Origin of the sequence: Kitasatospora sp. NPDC092039 (assembly GCF_044756065.1) — a bacterium.
GTDB lineage: Bacteria > Actinomycetota > Actinomycetes > Streptomycetales > Streptomycetaceae > Kitasatospora.
This window is the reverse complement of sequence record NZ_JBIVSD010000013.1, coordinates 114,350-133,491: the sequence shown is the minus strand read 5'-3', so window position 1 is coordinate 133,491 and position 19,142 is coordinate 114,350. Positions and strand designations below refer to the sequence as shown.

The 19,142-nt window shown below is 75.0% G+C and carries 13 protein-coding genes; 4 read left to right on the top strand and 9 right to left on the bottom strand.

Annotated features, from left to right (window positions below; genetic code table 11):
• Positions 1–115: 115 nt before the first annotated feature.
• A complete protein-coding gene (locus tag ACIQI7_RS24865) occupies positions 116–1,315 on the bottom strand; it encodes a thiolase family protein (protein WP_401113404.1) in 1,200 nt (399 codons plus the stop codon).
• Positions 1,316–1,366: 51 nt separating this feature from the next.
• A complete protein-coding gene (locus ACIQI7_RS24860) occupies positions 1,367–2,530 on the bottom strand; it encodes an acyl-CoA dehydrogenase family protein (protein WP_401113402.1) in 1,164 nt (387 codons plus the stop codon).
• Positions 2,531–2,701: 171 nt separating this feature from the next.
• On the opposite strand from ACIQI7_RS24860, the gene ACIQI7_RS24855 reads away from it, so the two are divergent.
• Positions 2,702–3,346: a TetR/AcrR family transcriptional regulator C-terminal domain-containing protein gene (locus ACIQI7_RS24855; RefSeq protein WP_401113400.1), complete on the top strand. Its 645-nt coding sequence runs from the start codon at positions 2,702–2,704 to the stop codon at positions 3,344–3,346.
• A gap of 197 nt (positions 3,347–3,543) precedes the next feature.
• Here the strand turns inward: ACIQI7_RS24855 and ACIQI7_RS24850 are convergent, their stop codons facing one another.
• The 7 genes from ACIQI7_RS24850 to ACIQI7_RS24820 form a co-directional block, all read right to left on the bottom strand.
• Positions 3,544–4,971 carry a sugar porter family MFS transporter gene (locus tag ACIQI7_RS24850; protein WP_387756824.1) on the bottom strand — a complete coding sequence of 476 codons (1,428 nt, stop codon included), beginning with the start codon at positions 4,969–4,971 and terminating at the stop codon, positions 3,544–3,546.
• Between the two features lie 254 nt (positions 4,972–5,225).
• The gene (egtD, locus tag ACIQI7_RS24845) at positions 5,226–6,197 is read right to left on the bottom strand and encodes an L-histidine N(alpha)-methyltransferase (RefSeq protein WP_401113398.1); all 972 of its coding nucleotides are present in this window, start codon (positions 6,195–6,197) and stop codon (positions 5,226–5,228) included.
• 45 nt (positions 6,198–6,242) lie between these two features.
• Positions 6,243–6,992, bottom strand: a complete 750-nt coding sequence (egtC, locus tag ACIQI7_RS24840) for an ergothioneine biosynthesis protein EgtC (protein WP_401113396.1) — start codon at positions 6,990–6,992, stop codon at positions 6,243–6,245.
• Positions 6,992–8,470: an ergothioneine biosynthesis protein EgtB gene (egtB, locus tag ACIQI7_RS24835; RefSeq protein ID WP_401113394.1), complete on the bottom strand. Its 1,479-nt coding sequence runs from the start codon at positions 8,468–8,470 to the stop codon at positions 6,992–6,994. The genes egtC and egtB overlap by 1 nt, the downstream gene beginning before the upstream one ends.
• Positions 8,467–9,774 (bottom strand): ergothioneine biosynthesis glutamate--cysteine ligase EgtA, encoded by a 1,308-nt coding sequence (gene egtA / locus ACIQI7_RS24830; protein ID WP_401113604.1) that lies wholly within the window; start codon positions 9,772–9,774, stop codon positions 8,467–8,469. The genes egtB and egtA overlap by 4 nt, the downstream gene beginning before the upstream one ends.
• Positions 9,775–10,038: 264 nt before the next feature.
• Positions 10,039–11,286, bottom strand: coding sequence for a MalY/PatB family protein (locus tag ACIQI7_RS24825; RefSeq protein WP_401113392.1), 1,248 nt, complete (start codon positions 11,284–11,286; stop codon positions 10,039–10,041).
• Positions 11,283–11,792 (bottom strand): SRPBCC family protein, encoded by a 510-nt coding sequence (locus tag ACIQI7_RS24820; protein WP_401113390.1) that lies wholly within the window; start codon positions 11,790–11,792, stop codon positions 11,283–11,285. The genes ACIQI7_RS24825 and ACIQI7_RS24820 overlap by 4 nt, the downstream gene beginning before the upstream one ends.
• 248 nt (positions 11,793–12,040) lie before the next feature.
• Between ACIQI7_RS24820 and ACIQI7_RS24815 the strand changes: the two genes are divergently transcribed.
• From ACIQI7_RS24815 to ACIQI7_RS24805, 3 genes are all read left to right on the top strand, one after another.
• Positions 12,041–12,847: an SAM-dependent methyltransferase gene (locus ACIQI7_RS24815; RefSeq protein WP_401113388.1), complete on the top strand. Its 807-nt coding sequence runs from the start codon at positions 12,041–12,043 to the stop codon at positions 12,845–12,847.
• Positions 12,848–13,025: 178 nt separating this feature from the next.
• Positions 13,026–15,143, top strand: a complete 2,118-nt coding sequence (locus tag ACIQI7_RS24810; protein WP_401113386.1) for a putative bifunctional diguanylate cyclase/phosphodiesterase — start codon at positions 13,026–13,028, stop codon at positions 15,141–15,143.
• A 785-nt stretch (positions 15,144–15,928) separates the two neighbouring features.
• Positions 15,929–19,135 (top strand): hypothetical protein, encoded by a 3,207-nt coding sequence (locus tag ACIQI7_RS24805; RefSeq protein WP_401113385.1) that lies wholly within the window; start codon positions 15,929–15,931, stop codon positions 19,133–19,135.
• Positions 19,136–19,142: the final 7 nt, after the last annotated feature.

Here is a 19,142-nt window from a genome sequence, read left to right as displayed (position 1 = left end):
CAGCTGACAGATGACAACTGACGGATTTCATCAGCTGTCATCTGTTCGTCGCACCCGTTGCCGCCCGTCACCCGTCACCCGTCGCCCGCCGGGCTGTCGCCCGCCCCGCCGGTGGTCAGAGGTTCTCGACCAGCACGGCCGTACCCTGCCCCACACCCACACACATGGTGGCCAGGCCGCGCCGGGCGCCGGTACGGCGCATCCGGTGCAGCAGGGTGGTGAGGATGCGGGCGCCGGAGCCGCCCAGGGGGTGGCCGAGCGCGATCGCGCCGCCGCTGGGGTTGACCACCTCCTCGGCCTGCTCCGGGCTGAACCCGATCCCGTCGGCGGAGGCGAGCGCCTGGGCGGCGAAGGCCTCGTTCAGCTCGGCGGTGTCCAGGTCGGCGAGCGACCAACCGGCCCGCGCGAGCACCTTCGCCGTGGCCGGCACCGGGCCGATGCCCATGACGTCCGGGTGCACCCCGGCCGAGGCGCCGGCCACGTACCGGCCGAGCGGCTGGAGCCCGAGGTCGCGCAGCGCCTCCTCGCTGACCAGGACCAGCCCGGCCGCGCCGTCGTTCATCGGCGAGGCGTTCCCGGCGGTGACGGTGCCCCCGGGCCGGAACACCGGCTTGAGGCCGGCGAGCTTCGCCAGGCTGGTGTCCTCACGGATGCCCTCGTCCAGGCTCACCGTCACCCCGTCCGGCCGCTCGACCGGGACGAGTTCGGCGTCGAAGTGCCCGTCCTTGCGGGCGGCGCCGGCCCGCTGGTGGCTGCGCAGCGCGAAGGCGTCCTGGCGCTCCCGGCCGATGCCGTACCGGGCGGCCACCTCCTCGGCGGTCTCGCCCATGCTGAGCACGCCGTGCAGTTCGGCCATCCGCGGGTTGGTGAGCCGCCAGCCGAGCCGGGTGTCGAAGGTCTCCATCCGGTGCGGCAGCGCCTCGTCGGGGCGGGGCAGGACGAAGGGGGCGCGGGTCATCGACTCGCAGCCGCCGGCCAGCACCACCTCCGCCTCGCCGGAGCCGATGGCCCGGGCGGCGAGGGTGACGGCCTCCAGGCCGGAGGCGCAGAGCCGGTTGACGGTGGCTCCGGGGACGGTCTCCGGCAGGCCGGCCAGCAGCGCGGCCATCCGGGCGGCGTTGCGGTTGTCCTCACCGGCCTGGTTGGCGGCGCCCCAGTAGACGTCGTCGATCCGGGCCGGGTCGAGCGCGGGTACGTCGGCGAGCAGGGCGCGCAGCACGGTGGCCGAGAGGTCGTCCGGGCGGACCGTGGCGAGCGCGCCGCGCAGCCGGCCGATGGGTGTGCGGCGGGCGGCGGCGAAGTAGACGGGACGCACGTCGTCGGGCTCCTTGTCGGGTGGCGGGGCTGGGAGTTGCCCGTGGCGGGGTCAGAAGGCGTTGACGCCGGTGAGGGCACGGCCGATGAGCAGTTGGTGGATCTGGCTGGTGCCCTCGTAGAGGGTCATCACCCGCGCGTCGCGCAGGTACTTGCCGACGGGGTACTCGTCGATGAACCCGTAGCCGCCGAAGACCTGGAGCGCGTTGTTGGCGGCCCGGACGGCGGCCTCGCTGGCGTACAGCTTGGCGACGGAGGACTCGGTGGCGAACGGCAGGCCGCGCTCGATGTGGTCGGCGACCTTCCAGGTGAGCAGGCGGGCCGCCTCGACGTCCACGGCGATGCCGGCCAGCAGCTCCTGGACGAGCTGGTGCGAGGCGATCGGCCTGCCGAACTGCTCGCGCTCGCCCGCGTAGCGGACGGCGGCCTCCAGGCAGGCGCGGGCGATGCCGACGCAGCCGGCCGCCACCGACATCCGGCCCTTGGCCAGCGCGGCCATCGCCACCGTGAACCCCTTGCCGACCTCGCCGAGCCGGGCGCTGTCCGGCACCCGGACGCCCTCGAAGGAGAGCCCGGCGGTGGCCTGGCCGCGCAGGCCGAGCTTGCCGTGGATCTCGGTGCGGATGAAGCCGGGCAGGTCGGTGGGGACGAGGAAGGCGGTGATGCCCCGGTGGCCGCGCTGCTCCGGCTCGTCGCCGCCGGTGCGGGCGAAGACCAGGGCGACGTCGGCCCAGGTGCCGTTGGTGATGAACGTCTTGGCGCCGCTGATCAGCCAGTCGTCGCCGTCCCGGACGGCCCGGGTGGTGAGGTTGGCGGCGTCGGAGCCGGTGCCCGGCTCGGTGAGCGCGAAGCAGGCGAGCGCCTCGCCCGAGGTGAGCCGGGGCAGCCAGTGCCGCTTCTGCTCCTCGGTGCCGAAGGCGTTGACCGACTTGCCGACCAGGCCGAGCGAGACCGAGACGATCCCGCGCACGGCCGAGTCGCCGCGCCCGAGCTCCTCCAGGACGAGGCAGTAGGCGAGGTGGTCGCCGCCGCTGCCGCCGTACTCCTCCGGGATGGTCAGCCCGAGGAAGCCGACCTTCGCCAGCTTGCCGATGATCGCGCGGTCGACGGACTCGGCGCGGTCCCACTCGGCGGCGTACGGCACGATCTCGCGGTCGGCGAAGGAGGCGGCGAGGTCCCGGACGGCGCTCTGCTCCTCGGACAACTCCAGGTTCACGGCGGCTCCCGAATCCGGTGTCCGGACCCGGCGTCGGGGCCGGGCCCATTAAACTAGCGCTGCAAGTTTTATGGGGGGACTGTAGCCCCGCCCGGCCCGCGCTGGGAAGGGGCACCTGCCAGAATCGGTCGCCAGCACACCCGACCGGAGGAACCGGAGGCACCCGCCGCGATGGCCCGTCCACGCACCCCGCTGCTCAGCCGCGAGCGCATCGTCGCCGCCGCGCTGCGACTGATCGACGACGAGGGACTGGACGCCCTGTCCACCCGCCGACTCGCCACCGAGCTGTCGGTCAGCGGACCCTCGCTCTACAACCACTTCGCCACCAAGGACGACCTGTTGGACGCGGTGGTGGACAGCGTCATCGGCGAAGTCGACCTGTCGATGTTCGGGGCCGCCGGGCCTGCCTGGCCGCAGGCGCTGCGAGACTGGGCCCGCTCCTACCGGGCCGCGCTGGCCGCCCACCCCAACATCGTCCCGGTGCTGGCCCAGGGCCCCGGGCGGCGGCCGAACGCGCTGCGGCTGGCCGACGCCGTCTTCGGCCACCTGGTCGAGTCCGGGTGGCCGCGCGGCCAGGCGACCAGGATCGGCGCGCTGATGCGCTACTTCGTCACCGGTTCGGCGCTCGCCTCGTTCGCGGCCGGGTTCCCGGCGGACGCCGAGGTCTACGACGCGGCCGACTACCCGCACCTCGGCGAGGCGCACCGGCTGGCCGGTCACCGGGGGGCGGTGGACGAGGGCGCGTTCGAGACCGGTCTGGAGGCGCTGCTGGACGGGCTCGCCCTGCGCTACGCCCGGCTCGCCGAGCGGCCGTGAAGCGCCGGCCGGCGGCCGTGACCGGACGAAACGCCAGGTCCGACCGGACCGCCCCGACGGCCTCAACCGCCCTGACCAACCGAACAACCCCGACGCCCTCCGCCCCGTGAGCCCGTCGCCCTGCGGAAACGATTCGGCCCCCGCACCCGCGCGCTGGTCGCGCCGGGGTGCGGGGGCCGGGAAGTCCGACGGGCGGATCAGCCCATGTCCTCCAGCCGGACGCCCTTGGTCTCCTTCATGAACTTCGCCACGAAGAGGATGGACAGCGCGGCGAAGGCGGCATAGATCAGGTAGGTCGCCGACAGGTTCCAGTGCGACATGGACGGGAACGAGACGGTGATCGCCCAGTTGGCGATCCACTGCGCGGAGGCGGCGACGGAGAGTGCGGCGGCGCGGATCCGGTTCGGGAACATCTCGCCGAGCATCACCCAGACGACCACGCCCCAGGACAGCGCGAAGAACAGCACGAAGGCGTTGGCGGCGACCAGTGCGACGGTGCCCTGGAGGTCGGGCAGGGTGAGGTTGTCCCCGCTGCCGGTGGCCGAGGAGAAGGCCCAGCCCGCCGTGCCGAGCGCGACCGCCATGCCGGCCGAGCCGATCAGGGCGAGCGGCTTGCGGCCGATCCGGTCGACCAGCACGATCGCGATCACCGTGCCGAGGATGTTGATCACCGAGCCGACGAAGCTGATCATCAGCGAGTTGCTCTGGTCGATGCCGACCGACTGCCACAGGATCGACGAGTAGTAGAAGATCACGTTGATGCCGACCAGCTGCTGGAAAACCGACAGGCCGATGCCGACCCAGACGATCGGGAGCAGGCCGAACCGGCCGCCGAGCAGGTCGCGGAAGCGCGGGCGGTGGTCGGAGGCGATCAGCGACTGGATCTCGGCGATCCGGGCGTCGGCGTCCACGCCCTCGCCCTCGACCTCGGCGAGCACCTTGCGGGCGTCGTCCAGGCGCTCGGCCTGGATCAGGTAGCGCGGGGACTCGGGGATGACCGAGGAGAGCACGAAGTAGACCACGGCCGGGATGACGCAGATGCCGAGCATCCACTGCCAGGCCTCCAGGCCGAGCAGGTGGCCGCGGGTCTCACCGCCGGCCGCCTGCGCCAGCACCCAGTTGACCAGCTGGGATATCGCGATGCCGAGGACGATCGCGGCCTGCTGGAAGGAGGCCAGCCGCCCCCGGTACTTGGTCGGCGCGACCTCGGCGATGTAGGTCGGGGCGATCACCGACGCGATGCCGATGGCCGCGCCGCCGAGGACGCGCCACAGGGCGAGGTCCCAGGCGGAGAACGGCAGCATCGAGCCGACCGCGCTGACCGCGAACAGCAGCGCGCCCGCCTTCATGACCTTGATGCGGCCGTAGCGGTCGGCGAACCGGCCGGCGAATGCGGCGCCGATCGCCGAGCCCAGCAGGGCCGAGGAGACGATCAGGCCGGTGACGCCGCTGCCGACGCCGAACTTCTCCTGGATCCCGGAGACGGCCCCGTTGATCACGGAGCTGTCATAGCCGAACAGGAAGCCGCCGAGGGCCGCTGCCGCGGTGATGAAGACGACGAAGCCGAGGCGGCCGGGCGCGGGGGCCTCGACCGCCCCGGAGGGCTTCTGGGTGACGCTCACGATCTGACTCCTGGTACTCAACGCTGAGCTCGGTAGCCGAGATCGTAACCCCTATTCGTTTAAGTCTTGTACACCTGGACCCTCAAGTTTCGCTCTGAGAATTCGTAAGGTGAACAAGCAAATTGGGGCGCCCAGGTCTGTCGGCCAGCCTGCCCGGGCTTGTCGGCGAGACCGCCCGGGCCCACCGCTCCAACGGGCCCGGGATCTCGCCGGCCGGGGGGCCCGGGCCTGCCGTCCAAGCCGCCCGGGCCGACCGGTCAGGCGGGCGAGGCGAGCGAGAGCCCGAACCGGCCCTCCGGATCGGTCCACCAGTGGCTCAGCCGCAGCCCGGCGGACGCCAGCTCCCCGGCCACCCGCTCCCGGCGGAACTTGGCGGACACCTCGGTGCGCAGCTCCTCGCCCCGGGCGAAGTGCACCGGCAGGTCCAGGGCCGGGATCTTCACGGTCTGCGAGCGCAGCGAGCGCAGCCGCATCTCGATCCACTCCTGCTCGGCGTCCCAGAGCGCGACGTGCTCGAAGGCGTCCGGGTCGAAGTCGGCGCCCAGCTCGCGGTTGAGCACGTTCAGGACGTTCCGGTTGAACTCGGCGGTCACTCCGGCGGAGTCGTCGTAGGCGGCGACCAGCACCGCCGGGTCCTTGACCAGGTCGGTGCCGAGCAGCAGGAAGTCGCCCGGGTCGAGCGCGGCGCGCAGGCGGCGCAGGAAGGCCGCGCGCTCCTGGGGCAGCAGGTTGCCGAGGGTGCCGCCGAGGAAGGCGACCAGGCGCGGGCCGCCCTCGGGGGGCAGGCCGAGCCGGGCGGTGAAGTCGGCGAGCACGCCGTGCACCGCAAGCCCCGGGTACTCGGCGGCGAGCGCGGCCCCGGCCGCGGTCAGCGCGCTCTCGCTGACGTCCACCGGGACGTACGTCTCCAGGGTGCCGAGCGCGCGCAGCGCGTCCAGCAGCAGCCGGGTCTTCTCGGAGGAGCCGGAGCCCAGTTCGACCAGCGTCCGGGCCCCGGTGGCGGCGGCGATCTCGCCGGCCCGGGCGGTCAGGATGGCCCGCTCCGCGCGGGTCGGGTAGTACTCCGGCAGCCGGGTGATCTCCTCGAACAGCTCGCTGCCCCGCGCGTCGTAGAACCACTTCGGCGGCAGCCACTTGGGCTGCGAGGTCAGGCCGTGCTGCACGTCGTGGCGCAGCGCGGTGCTGAAGTGGTCGGCGGGCAGCAGTCGGGTGAGATCGAATGTGTCCATGACAGGGTGGTTCCTCTGTTCAGAAGATGAAGGAAGAGTGGGGAGTCAGTTGCGGCCGGGGAGGCGGCTCACGGTGACGCCGCGCGAGTCCACCAGCAGCAGCGAGCCGTCCGGGACGGTCGTCCAGCCCGGCGCGTCGTCGTACGGCTCGGAGGCCACCACGGTGCCGAGGCCCGGCAGGGCACGGTGGTACAGCGTGTCGCCCCAGGTGGTCGCGGCTATCGCGGTGCCGTCGGTGAGCAGCAGGTTGAGCCGGCCGGTGGTGTGCGCGGCGACGTCCGTGACGGTGCCCGCCAGTGCCTCGCCCAGCCCGGCGCCGGCCCGCAGCCGGTGCAGGGCGAGCGCCCACAGCAGGGCCGAGTCGGTGCGCGCCTCCAGGTCCAGCAGTTCGGCCGGGGGCAGCAGGGCGGCCAGTGCGGCCAGCTTGCCGGGCCAGCCGGCCACCGCGCCGTTGTGGCTGAACAGCCAGCGCTCGGCGGCGAACGGCGCGGCCGCGCCCTCACCCGGCGCGCAGCCCTCGGTGGCGGAGCGGACGGCCGCCAGCAGCGCCCGGGTGCGGACCACCCGGGCGAGGTCGGCGAAGGTCTCGTCCGCCCAGATCGGGCCGGTCCGGCGGTAGCGGGCGGGCACCTCGTCCCCGTCCGCGTACCAGCCGAGGCCGAAGCCGTCCACGTTGACCGTGCCGTACTGCTGGACCCGGGGCGCCCAGGACTGCCGGTACAACCCGTACGGCGGGTGCACCAGCAGCTCGCGGGGCGCCAGCGGCTCGCCCAGATAGGCGATGTGACGGCACATCAGTCCGCCTCCAGGTCGCGCGCGGTGCGGAAGCCGGCGAAGATCTGCCGCCGGACGGGGTAGTCCCAGTTGCGGAAGGTGCCCCGGCAGGCGACCGGCGCCACCGCGAAGCAGCCGCCGCGCAGCACCTTGTACTCGGGGCCGAAGAACACCTCCGAGTACTCCCGGTACGGCCAGGCCCGGAAGCCCGGGTAGGGGCGGAAGTCGCTGGCCGTCCACTCCCACACGTCGCCGATCAACTGCCGGACGCCGTAGGGGGACTGGCCCTTCGGGTAGCTGCCCGCGCCGGCCGGGCGCAGATGGCGCTGGCCGAGGTTGGCATGCTCGGGGCCGGGCGGCCCGTCGCCCCAGGGGTAGCGGCGGGAGCGGCCGGTGGCCGGGTCGTGCCGGGCCGCCTTCTCCCACTCGGCCTCGGTCGGCAGCCGCCGACCGGCCCACCGGGCGTACGCGTCGGCCTCGTACCAACTGACGTGCAGAACCGGCTCGTTCGGCTCGACCGGTGCCACCGATCCGAAGCGTCGGCGGAGCCACTGGCCGTCCTGGTGGCGCCAGAACAGCGGGGCGGTCAGGTCGGCGCGCAGGCGGTGCTCCCAGCCCTCCGGCGTCCACCAGCGCGGGTCGTCGTAGCCGCCGTCCGCGATGAAGCGCTGGTAGGCGGCGTTGGTGACCGGGGTGGTGTCCAGCAGGAAGGCCGGCAGGTCGACGGTGTGTGCCGGGCGCTCGTTGTCCAGCGCCCACGGCTCGGTGTCCGTACCCATGGTGAACGGGCCCGCGGGGACCAGGACTTCGGCGGGCAGGGCGGCCGCGTCGGCGGGTACGGGCGGCGGCGGGGGAGCGGCCAGGGCGGGCTCGCCCCGGCGGAGCTGGTGGGTGATCAGCATCGTCTCGTCGTGCTGCTGCTCGTGCTGGGCGATCATCCCGAACGCGAACCCGGCCTCCAGCAGCGGCGCGCCCTCCAGCGGGCTGGCGGCCAGCAGGTCCAGCACCCGGCCGCGTACCTCGTGGGCGTAGGCCCGGGCCTCGGCGGGCGGCAGCAGCGGCAGGCTGGGGCGCTCGGCGCGGGGGTGCTCGAAGGCGTCGTACAGCGGGTCGATCTCGGGGTGCATCGGGTCGCGGCCGCCGACGTTGCGCAGCAGCCAGAGCTCCTCCTGGTTGCCGATGTGCGCGAGGTCCCAGACCAGCGGGGACATCAGCGGGGAGTGCTGGGCGGTGAGGTCACCGTCCTCGACGCAGTCGGTCAGCGCGGCGGTCCGGGCGCGGGCGGCCAGCAGTTCGGTGGCGATGCTCTCGCGCAGCGCCTCGGTGCCGACGGCGCCGAGGTCGCCGAGGTCGCCGACGGTGCCGACCGCGGAGACGGCGCCGGCAGCGGTGGTGATGGCGGTGGTGTCAGCCGTGGCGCCGGCGCCTGTGCCGGTGGCGGCATCGGTGCCGGTGGCGGCGGTGGAGTCGGTGCCCCCGCGGGGTCGGACGTCGGTCATGGTGCGGCCTCCTCGGGGGGAGTGCGTCGGGTGCCGGAGCGCAGGGCGTCCAGCTGGTCGTCGGCCGGGCAGCGCCCGCGCGCGGGGTAGCGCTCGGCGAACTCGGCGACGGTGGCGCGCAGCCGTCCGGCCCCGGGCAGGCGGCCCAGGGCGGCGTCGGCGGCGGCGAAGCAGCCCAGGGCGGCCCGGCGCAGCTCGGGGTCGGCCGTCGCCAGGGTGGCGGCGCGGCGCCAGGCCTCGCTGCGCGGCGCGCGCGGGCCGTTCGCGCCCTGCGGCCGGTCGAGGGACTCGAGCGGCTCCAGTGCGGCGAACGCGGCGTCGGCGGCCACCGGGTCGTCCAGCAGCGCGGTGACCAGTGCGGCGACCACCACCCAGCCGTCCCCGGGCTGGGCGTCGATCATCCGCAGCTCCAGGTGGCCGCGCGGGCGCACCGGGGGGAAGAGCGTGGTGGTGTGGTAGTCCAAGTCGTCCAGCGTGGGCGGGCGTTCACCCGCGCCGCGGATCCAGTCGCGGAAGGTCAGCCCGGCGGGGGCCGTCCACGGCAGGCCCTCGGGCCTTCGTACGCACAGCACTCGGGCGTCCAGCACGTACTGGGCCCAGGCCTCGCGCGGGTCGCCGTGGTCGGGCTCCGGGGCGAGCGTGCGGCTCGGGTCCATCCGCGACCAGACGGTCTGCCGGGTGGACCTGTGGCCGGTCGGATTCCCGTCCAGGATCGGCGAGTTGGCGAAGGCGGCAATCAGTACCGGGCCGAGCAGGTGGGCCAGTCGCCAGCGGCGCTCCGCCGTCTGCGGGCCGTCCGCTTCGCCGGCGTCCAGGCACACCTGCACCGACGCGGTACCGGTCATCATGATCCGGCCCCAGGGCCCGGCGGAGTCGAAGAAGCGCTCCATCGCGCGGTAGCGGGGGTGGTCCAGCACCATCCGCCGGGGGCGGGCCAGCGGGTCCGTCCCGGCGCCGGTGAGGCGCAGGCCCTGCGCCGCGAAGGCGGCCCGCAGGGCGGTCAGATCGCGCCGGGTGTCCTCGACGCAGGCCAGGAGGCCGGTGGCGGGCGGGGAGCTGAGCTCGACCTGTCCGCCGGGTTCGAGCGTGAGGCGCGAACCGGAGGGGAGCGAAGTGCCGTCCGGGCCGCCGAGCGGCAGCGACTCCAGTGCGGCGTGGAGCAGTTCCGGCCGTACGGGCCGGGAGGGACATCGATCGTCATGGACGAACCACTCGACTTCCACCCCGACCAGACGGGGCGGTCCGATCTTGAAGCAGACGCCCGACACGTGGCTGCGCGCCCCCGATTCGGTCAACGGGGTCACCCCCGGCGGGGGCAGTGGCGTGCTCTGCCGGTCGGGCGGAGTGGTGCGGGATACCGGTATCACCGGACTCACCATCCTCGGGATCACGATTGCGGCCCGGTCTACCTTGCCCAGTTTGCTACGGAGCATGCGGGGGCGCTCCGCAAAAATCCCGTGAACGTCCGTCTTCGCAGGTCAGCGGTGTGGCGAACGGGTGAAGCCAGGGCTTGCCGGGCGTCCGGCGCGCGGGGCGCGGGCCGGGTCCGACCGGGGCATGTGCCGGGGTCACAGGCGCTCGAGGCGCTCCAGGACGGTCGCCAGCGCCGGCCCCGGCAGGGCGTAGTTCAGGCGCAGCGAACCCTCGCCGCCGGGGCCGAAGTCGGCGCCGGCGGAGGCCTCCAGGCCGCAGCGCTCCAGCAGCGCCCGGCGGGCGTCGGCGGGCGGCAGGCCGAGCGCGGCGGCGTCCAGCCAGAGCAGGTAGGACGCCTGCGGGGTGCAGCGGACGGCGGTCCCGAGCCGGTCGGTCAGCCGGGTGCGGGCGGCGGACAGGTGGGCGAGCAGCGCGTCCAGCCACGGGCCGCCCTCGCCCAGCGCGGCCTGCTGCACGGTCTGCTCCAGCAGGCCGCCTTCCCAGAGGCCGTAGCCGGCCAGTGCCTCGGCGAACCGGGCGCGCAGTCCGGGGTCCGGGACGAGGGCGAAACTGCTGGGAATGCCCGAGCAGTTGAACGTCTTGCCGACGGAGTTGAGGGTGACGACGAGGTGCCGGTGCGCGGGGTCGGCGGTGGTGACGGCGACGGGGTGGGCGCGACCGGGGTGGGTGAGGTCGCCGTGCACCTCGTCGGAGACCAGCAGCGCGCCGCTCTCGGCCGCCCAGGCGGCGAGCCCGCGCACCGCGCCGGCCGGCCACACCGTGCCGGAGGGGTTGTGCGGGTTGCTCAGCAGGACGGCGCCGGCGGGCCGGGGGAGCGGGCCGCGCGGCAGCCGGTAGCCGTCCGGGCCCAGGGGCAGCGGCAGTTCGCGGTACGGGAGGCCGGCGGCGCGGCAGAGCTGGGCGAAGCCGCCCCATTCGGGGGTGGGGAGGAGGACGGGGGCCTGCGGCCGTACGGTCTCCAGCAGGACGCGCAGCGCGGTGCGCGGGCCGCAGGGCAGCAGCAGGACCCAGTCCGGGTCCACCACGGCGCCGTGCCGGACGCGGTACCAGTCGGCCACCAGCGTGCGGCCGGCCGGGTCGCACACCGTGTAGCCGTACGCGCGGTGGCGGGCGCGCCGCTCCAGCGCCTCGGCGACGGCGGGCGGGCCGGGCAGGTCCATGTCGGCGAGGCCCATCGGGATCACTCCGGGCGCGTCCGCGCGGTCCCACTTGCTGCTGTCGGTGCCGGTGCGGTCGAAGGGGGCGTCGAAACCGAAGTCAGGGGGGTCGGCGGGCGCGGACGTGGGTCCGGGCGAGGGGTCGGGGGAGGGGTCGGGGGAGCGGCGAACAGCTGACAGATGTTGAAATCTGTCAGCTGTTCGCTGAAAGTCGTCGTCTGTCATCTGTCCGCCGTCATCCGTCGCCTGACGTTCGAGCCCCCGCCGATGCCATCACCCCGCCCCGCCAGGTACGCCGCGAGCCCCCGCTGCCCCCGGCGCATCATCACCGCGTGGTTGGCCCGGAACAGCGGGTGCAGCGGCAGGGCGAAGCGGCGCAGCAGGGGTCGGCCGGGCCGGGCGTCCTCCTCGAACAGCACCCGGCTGGCGGCGCCGCGCGGCCCGTCCGGCGTCACCGTGCACCGCGTCCAGCCGTTCAGGTCACCCCGCATGGTCACCTCCAGCACTCCCGCGGCCGGATCGCGCCGGGTCGGCACCAGGCGGACCACCAGCCGGTACGGCAGCAGCGCGCGCAGCACCACGTCCCCGGAGTCCTCGCCGGTCGGCCGCGCCTCGCGCACCTCCGGCCACCACAGCGGGTAGCTCCGCACGTCCTCCAGTGCTGCGTACACGACGGGTGTCGGGGCCGCGAGCCGCCAGACGTCCCGGAATCGGTAGTGGTTGGGGTCCACGGCCCCAGCCTAGTCCGGCCCCGGTCGGGCCCGGGCGTGAACGCCGTTGGACCGTTGCCGAGTTGGTCCGCGGCGCGGGCCCGGTCCGGAGGTGAACGTTCCGCGAACACCTCCTCGCCGGGAAGGGAGCACTCCGCTTGCACCCGTTCGGGGTGCGGAGGAGGATCTTCTGTGCTTGTAGTCTCATCAGTCACGGCAGCATCCCCTGGGCGCTGCACCCCCAGAACCGGAGTGAAGGAGTCACGGGCATGCGGCGACCGAGCTGGGTACCGGAGGGTACGGACCTGGACAAACCGAACGCCGCGCGGGTCTACGACTACTACCTGGGGGGCTCGCACAACTTCGAGGTCGACCGGGAGATGGCCCGCAAGGCGATCGCCCTGTGGCCGGAGCTGCCGCAGATCATGCGCTCCAACCGGGCCTTCCTGCGCCGCGCCGTCACCTTCCTCGCCGAGCAGGGCGTCACCCGCTTCCTGGACATCGGCTCCGGCATCCCGACCTTCGGAGCGGTGCACGAGATCGCCCGCGCGATCCGCCCCGAGGCGAAGGTCGTCTACGTGGACCGCGACCCGGTCGCCGTCGCGCACAGCCGCCTGCTGCTGGAGGGCGACCCGGACTGCGCCGTCGTCCAGGCCGACCTGCGCGACGTCGCCGACCTGCTGGCCCGCCCCGAGGTCGCCGAGCTGCTGGCGGCCGGCGAGCCGGTGGCCGTGCTGCTGGTCGCCGTCGCCCACTTCGTCAGCGACGAAGAGGACCCGTGGAAGCTGATCGGCGTGATCCGCGACGTCCTCCCGCCCGGCAGCGCGCTGGTGCTCTCGCACGCCTCCCTGGAGGGCCGCCCGGACCAGGCGGAGGACCACCAGAAGCTCTACAAGCGGACGCCGACCCCGTTGACCATGCGCACCCACGAGCAGATCACCGCGATGTTCTCCGGCTTCGAGCTGGTCGAGCCGGGCGTGGTCTACCTGCCGCAGTGGCGCCCGGACCAGCCCGGAACGGTCGGCGAGCACCCCGAGCGGATGACCGGGGTGGCGGGCGTGGGGTTCCGCCCTTGAGCGGACGCGACGGACGAGGCGCCGACGGCCGTACGCCCCGCGCGGCGGCCGCCGGTGTCGCGGCGCCGGGCACGGGCGCCGGTGGGACGCGCGCCGGCGGTACCGGCCGACGGGCTGCCGCAGGGCCCGCCGCGACCGCCGGAACCGGCGCGCACACCAGAGGAACCAGGTTCAGCAGATGAGTACCACCCCGGTGCGCGACGACGCGGAGCGGTTCCACGAGGCGTGGGCCCAGCTGCTCTCCGCCGACCACGGCATCGCCGTCCACCCCGGACTGCTCGGCCGGCTGGTCGCGCGCACCGCCGCGCTGCTGCACCGCGCCCAGGAGGACGACCCGTTCGAGCCGCGGCTGGCCGCGCAGGCCGGCGCCGAACTGGTCGACGCGCACTTCACCGACCCGGTGCTGCTGTCCCGGGCGGTCGAACTGCTGCAGGCGCAGCCCGTCCACGACGACCGCGGCCCGGCCCTCACCGGCTCCTTCGCGGCCGGCTGGGCGGCCGCCCTGCGCGAGCGCACGTTGTCCGAGCAGGAGGCGATCCGCACCGCCGCCGACGCGGCCCGCAAGGAGGCCGAGCGGGCGCTGCGCGCCTCCGAGGCCCGCTTCCGGGCGCTGTTCGAGAGCGCCGCGATCGGCATCGGCATCGGTGACACCGACGGCAACATCATGGCGGTCAACAAGGCCCTCCAGGAGCTCTTTGGCGCGGGCCCCGAGGACATGATCGGCCGCCGGGTCGGCGACCTCGTGCACCCCGAGGACACCCCGGGCGTGTGGGAGGCGTACGAGGAGCTGATCAGCGGCAAGCGGGACTACTTCCAGTTCGACAAGCCGTACTACCGCCAGGACGGCGAGGTGGTCTGGACCCACCTGACCGTCTCGCTGATCCGGGACGACGACGGCTCCCCGCAGTACCAGGTCGCGATGCTGGAGGACGTCACCGACCGCTACCGGCTCCAGGAGCGGCTGCGCCACCAGGCCACCCACGACCCGCTGACCGGCCTGCCCAACCGCGCGGCCTTCTTCGAGCGGCTGGAGAAGCTGTTCGAGGATCCCGAGCCGGGCGCCCGCTTCGGCCTCTGCTACGTCGACCTCGACGGCTTCAAGGTGGTCAACGACAGCCTCGGCCACGACATGGGCGACCAGCTGCTGTCCGCCGTCGGTGCCCGGCTGAAGGCCGCCCTCAGCCCGCTCGGCCACCTGGTGGCCCGGCTCGGCGGCGACGAGTTCGTCGTCCTGCTGGAGAAGTGCCGGGGCGAGCAGGAGGCGGTGGCCGCCGCGAAGACCGTGCTCAAGGCGCTGGCCGGGCCGGTGCTGATCGGCGACCACAAGCTCGCCGTCGGCGCCAGCGTCGGCGTGCTGGAGCGGCGGGTGTCCACCACCACCCCGGGCGCCGCCGTCCGGGCCGCCGACCTCACGCTGTACCGCGCCAAGGAGGCCGGCCGCGGCCGCTGGACGCTGTTCGACCCCAAGGAGAACGCCCGGGCGGTCAGCCGCTACGCGGTGTCGGTGCGGATGCCCGCGGCCCTCGACCGCGGCGAGTTCTTCATCGACTACCAGCCGCTCTACCGCCTCGCGGACGGCCGGCTGGCCGCCGTGGAGGCGCTGGTGCGCTGGCGCCACCCGCAGCTCGGCGTGCTCGGCCCGGACGAGTTCGTCACCACCGCCGAGGAGACCGGGCTGATCATGCCGCTCGGCCGCTGGGTGCTGGAGCAGGCCTGCGGCCAGGCCGCGGACTGGATCAAGCGGTACGGCGACGCCGCCCCGCAGCTCAACGTCAACCTGGCGGTCCGCCAGGCCCGCAGCGCCGCCCTGGTCACCGACCTCGGCCGGATCCTCGACAGCACCGGACTGGACCCGGCCCGCTTGCAGCTGGAGATCACCGAGTCGACCGTGGTCGGGCCCGAGGACGAGGCGCTGCGCACCCTGCACGGGCTGGTCGACCTCGGGGTGTCGCTGGCCGTGGACGACTTCGGTACCGGCTGGTCCAACCTGGCCTACCTGCGGGACCTTCCGGTCTCCGGGCTGAAGATCGCCGGCTCCTTCGTCGGCGACCTGCACGAACCGGGGAAGGACGAGTCCACCGGGTGGCGGATCGTCAGCGGACTGGTCTCGATGGCGCACGCGCTCGGCCTGAACGTCACCGCCGAGGGCGTGGAGACCCACCGGGACGCCGAGCGGCTGCGGACCATGGGCTGCGACTGGGCACAGGGCTGGCACTTCGGGCGGCCGGTGCGGCCCGGCGAGATCGCCCGGCGGATCCTGGAGGAGCCGCTGGGGCGCCCGGTCGAGGAACGCTGAGGAAGGCCCGGAGCCGGTCGACCGCGGTCCGGCCGCGGTCCGGCCCGGGTTTCGGTCCGGGGTTCGGTCCGAGGCATGGTCGGTCCCGGGGCCGGGCCGCCGCTCCCGGCACGGACCGCGCCGGTGGTCGCGTCGCGTGGACGGCCCGACCGGGGAACCGGGCGCCGACGGCCCCTGCGGCGGCCTCGACGGCGCCCGGTTCCCCGCCGCGGACACGCTTGCGTATCGGTCCTGCGATAGGGCGGTCCTGATCCGGAAAAGCGCCCGACACCCGCGCCCGACGTGCGGGATGATGACGCGTCACAATCCACCCCGGCATCGGTGCGCCCACGGTCACGGCCCGCGCCGGTCCGGGCTGCGGGGGAGGGGAGCGTCGCATGGGCACGACGGAGGACGCGGTCCCGGTCGAGGGCGATCGGCACGGGCCGGGGCCCCGGTCGGCCGCCGGGGCCGAGCCGGGGAATCCGCCGCGGAGCAGGGTGGAACGGTGGTCGCGGGGGCGCTGGCACGGCTCCGACTCCGGCCCGGCCCGGCCGTCCCGGCTCGGAGCGGGCCCGCCCCCGGTGGACCCGCCGACCCGGGTGGACCCGCGGGCCGCGACCCGCCGGGCGCCCGCCGCCCCGCCGCGCTTCGACCCGGAGGCCGCGACGCGCCGGATATCCGGCGCCGAGCCGCGGTTCGATCCCCACGCGCCCACGGAACTCCGGCCGGGCCGACCGGGTGGGCCTTCCGAGCCGGGAGACCCCGGACGGCCGGGGGGTCCGGACGCCATCGACCCGGAGGCGGTGACCGAGGTCGTCCGGCCCCGCCCCGGGGCAGCGGCCGGCCCGCCCTCCTGGCTGGACGGCATCGGGCCCGGCGGCCCCGCCCCGGTCGGCGGCTCCGGCGGAGTGCGGGACGGAGCGGCCGGCGGCGGGGTGCGGGACGGAGCGGTAGCCGGCAGGGTGTGGGACGGAGCGGTAGTCGGCGGGCCGGGCGGCACCGAGGGCGGGTACGGCGACGTGCTCGGCGCCGAAGGCCCGTTCGAGGACGCCTTCCCGGACGCCCTGCGCAGCCGCTTCATCCCGCTGGGCCGGGCCGGGGCCGGCTCCGAGGGCACCGTCTGGTACGTCCGGCGCACCGACGGTGGCGGCGACGCGGCCGTCAAGGTGGCCGTCGCCGGCCGGCCGATGGACCACGACCTGCTCGTCCACCTGCGCAACGACGGCTTCCGCCGGCACGTCCCGCACCTGATCGACTTCGGCCGGGTCCGCCACCACGGCGCCCAGGTCGACTGGGTGGCCATGGAGTACCTGCCGGTCACCCTCGCCGCGCACGTCGCCGGGCTGTGGCGGACGGGCGGGCACGGCGACCGGCGGACCACCGAGCAGATCGTCTACGAGCTCGTCGCCCTGCTCGACTTCTGGCAGCGGCGGATCAAGCGCAACCCGCTGGACTTCAAGCCCGCCAACATCCTGGTGCGCCCCGGCAGCGGGGCCGGCGAGTTCGTGATCGCCGACTTCGGCGGCGTCGACCGGCTCACCGACAGCCGTCGGTTCAGCTCCGCGATGATGGTCACCGTCGCCTACATGGCCCCCGAGCAGCTGGCCGGCAAGAACCACCAGGCCGGGCCCTGGTGGGGGCTCGGCAACGTGCTGTACGAACTGTTCGTCGGCCGCCCCCGGTTCGTCGGCGCGGACGGTGAGCGCCCGGCCGACCAGGAGCTGGAGCTGGAACTGGTCATGGGCGAGGAGGTGGACCTCAGCGCCGTCCGTGACCCGCGCCAACTGCTGCTGCTCCAGGGCCTGTTCACCAAGAAGCCGGAGGACCGCTGGACCGCTCCGCAGGTCCGCAGCTGGCTGGCCGGCGGCACCCCCGAGGTGATCCGCCGACGGCCGCAGGCGCACACCCGGGCGCACCGGCCGGTCACCTTCCTCGGCAACCCGTTCACCGACCCGGTCCGGCTCACCGAGGCGCTGCTCAAGAACTCCGGCGCGGCGGCCCGTTGGCTCTCCACCGGGGGAGCGGAACGGGTGCGGGACTGGCTGCGGGACGAGGTGGAGGACACCGTCTTCGACCTGCACTACCTCTCCGAGGTGGCCCGGGCGCCCGGCTCCCGGCGCGAGCCCGTGGCGGCGGTCGCGGTGCTGGCGATGGGCGCCGCCTTCGTTCCGGGCGCCGTCCCGCACTACCGCGACCGTCCGATCGACACCCCCGGGCTGGAACGCGTCGTCACCGAACCGGACGGCGCCGAGTTCATCGACGAACTGGTCCGGGGCGGGGCGCCGGCCGTGGTCGCCCGCTACGACTGCTTCCACCCCGAGTGCGCGGGCGAGCACTGCTCGCGGCTGCTCGCGCTGGCCGGACTGCCGGAGGTGCTGGCCGAGGTGGACCGGCTGGCCCGCACCGTCGGCGGCGGCCGGCGCGGCGGCGACGGGCTCAGCCCGGAGGAGCGCGAGGAGGCGCACCGGCAGGCGGTCTGGCTGAGCATCCGGCCGGAGGAGCGCGCGCGGCTGCTCGGCAGGCTCTCGCCGCTGCCCGCCGCACTGCACCGGCTGCCGCTGCCCGAGCGGGTCTCGGAACTCGCCGCCGTGGTGGCCGCCACGGTGGTGGACGGCGCGCTGGTGGCGGGCGCGGGCGCCCGCACCGCCGTACGGGCGGTGGCCCGCAGACCGGCGCCCGACCCGGCGGCGGCCACGCCCCGGGACGTGGTGCGGCGCCGTTGGTCCGCGCTGCGGCGCCGGGCGGTGGGCGCCGACCCGGCGCAGCCCGGCGGGCGGGCGGCCCTGGTCGCGGCGGAGGCGCTGCGGCGGCGCGGCCGGGGACGGCCCGAGCGGCCCGAGCCGGAGGCCGGGGCCGGAGGCGGGGTGCGACAGGACGGGCGGGTGGCCCGGCTGTGGCGCAACCGGCGCCGACGGCCGCCGGTGGACTGGCGGGGGCGGCTGGCGGCCTGGTGGCCGCACGCCCGCACCGCGCTGCCGCGCCGGGCCGGGGCGGTCGTGCTGCTGCTCCTCGCCTTCGGGCTGCTGCTGTGGGCGGGGGCGGTGCTGCGCTACCCGGTCGAGGCGGGGGAGAAGCTCGACATCTCGCCCACCGGCGTGTTCGGCGGCCCGCTGCGGAAGGCGGGCGACCACGCGGCCCGGCAGGTGGTCGGCCAGCTCGGTGCGGGGCTCGTCGCGGCCGCCGTGATCGCCTTCTTCCCCGCCCGGGTGGGCGTCGGCACGGCGCTGCTGACCGGGGCCGGGGCCGTCGCCATCGGCTACCTGCGGCTCGGGCCGCCGATGACGGCGCTGGAGACGCCGCCGTCGGTGGCCGAGCGGGTGGTCGTGTTCGAAGGGGGGATGGGGAGTTGGGCGGGCATCGCGGCCGTGGTCGCGATCGTGGTCTCGCTCGTCCTGGTCGAGCGGGCCTCGAACCGGCTGCTGAAGCCGGCCCAGGAGGCGCGCAGGCAGGTCCGGGAGGCGTGGCGGCGGCTGGACGCGCGGAGTGCGGCACGGTCGTCCGGGACGGCCGCCGCAGCCGGGCGGTCGGCGAGCGCGCCGTCCGGGCGGTGGCGGACGGGCGGCGCGGGCACCCGCGACCGGCTGCGGTTCGCACTCGGGACGACGGCGGTGCTGGTGCTGCTGCTGTGGGCGGCGGTCGAGGTCCGGCTGGCGGCCACCGGGGTGCACCGGACGCCCGCCTCCTGGGGGACGGGGCAGGCCGGTGCGGCCTACCAGGCCGGATTCGTCCTGCTGCTGGCGGTGGTGTCGTTGGTGAGCACCCTCGGGACGCCGGCCACCGCCCGGGGGCTGTTCGCGCTCTGGATCCCGGCCACCCTGTTCCTGGGGGCCTGGCCGGGGCCGCTGGGGCCGGTCGAAGCGCTGCGGATTCCGGTGCTGGAGGGGCCGTTCCGGGCGATCGCCGGGCTGTGGGGGCACGGGGCCTTCTGGGCGGCGCTGCTGGTGGCGCTGCCGCTGGCGGCGTACGCGGGGCTGCGGACGGTCGGGGGGCGGGCGGGGCGCGGCAGGTGACGGATCG

Coding starts and splice junctions, on each gene's coding strand:
- ACIQI7_RS24815 (WP_401113388.1), top strand. CDS start 12,041: ATGCGGCGACCGAGCTGGGTACCGGAGGGTACGGACCTGGACAAACCG.
- ACIQI7_RS24810 (WP_401113386.1), top strand. CDS start 13,026: ATGAGTACCACCCCGGTGCGCGACGACGCGGAGCGGTTCCACGAGGCG.
- egtD (WP_401113398.1), bottom strand. CDS start 6,197: ATGGACACATTCGATCTCACCCGACTGCTGCCCGCCGACCACTTCAGC.
- egtB (WP_401113394.1), bottom strand. CDS start 8,470: ATGACCGACGTCCGACCCCGCGGGGGCACCGACTCCACCGCCGCCACC.
- egtC (WP_401113396.1), bottom strand. CDS start 6,992: ATGTGCCGTCACATCGCCTATCTGGGCGAGCCGCTGGCGCCCCGCGAG.
- ACIQI7_RS24855 (WP_401113400.1), top strand. CDS start 2,702: ATGGCCCGTCCACGCACCCCGCTGCTCAGCCGCGAGCGCATCGTCGCC.
- ACIQI7_RS24825 (WP_401113392.1), bottom strand. CDS start 11,286: ATGACAGACGACGACTTTCAGCGAACAGCTGACAGATTTCAACATCTG.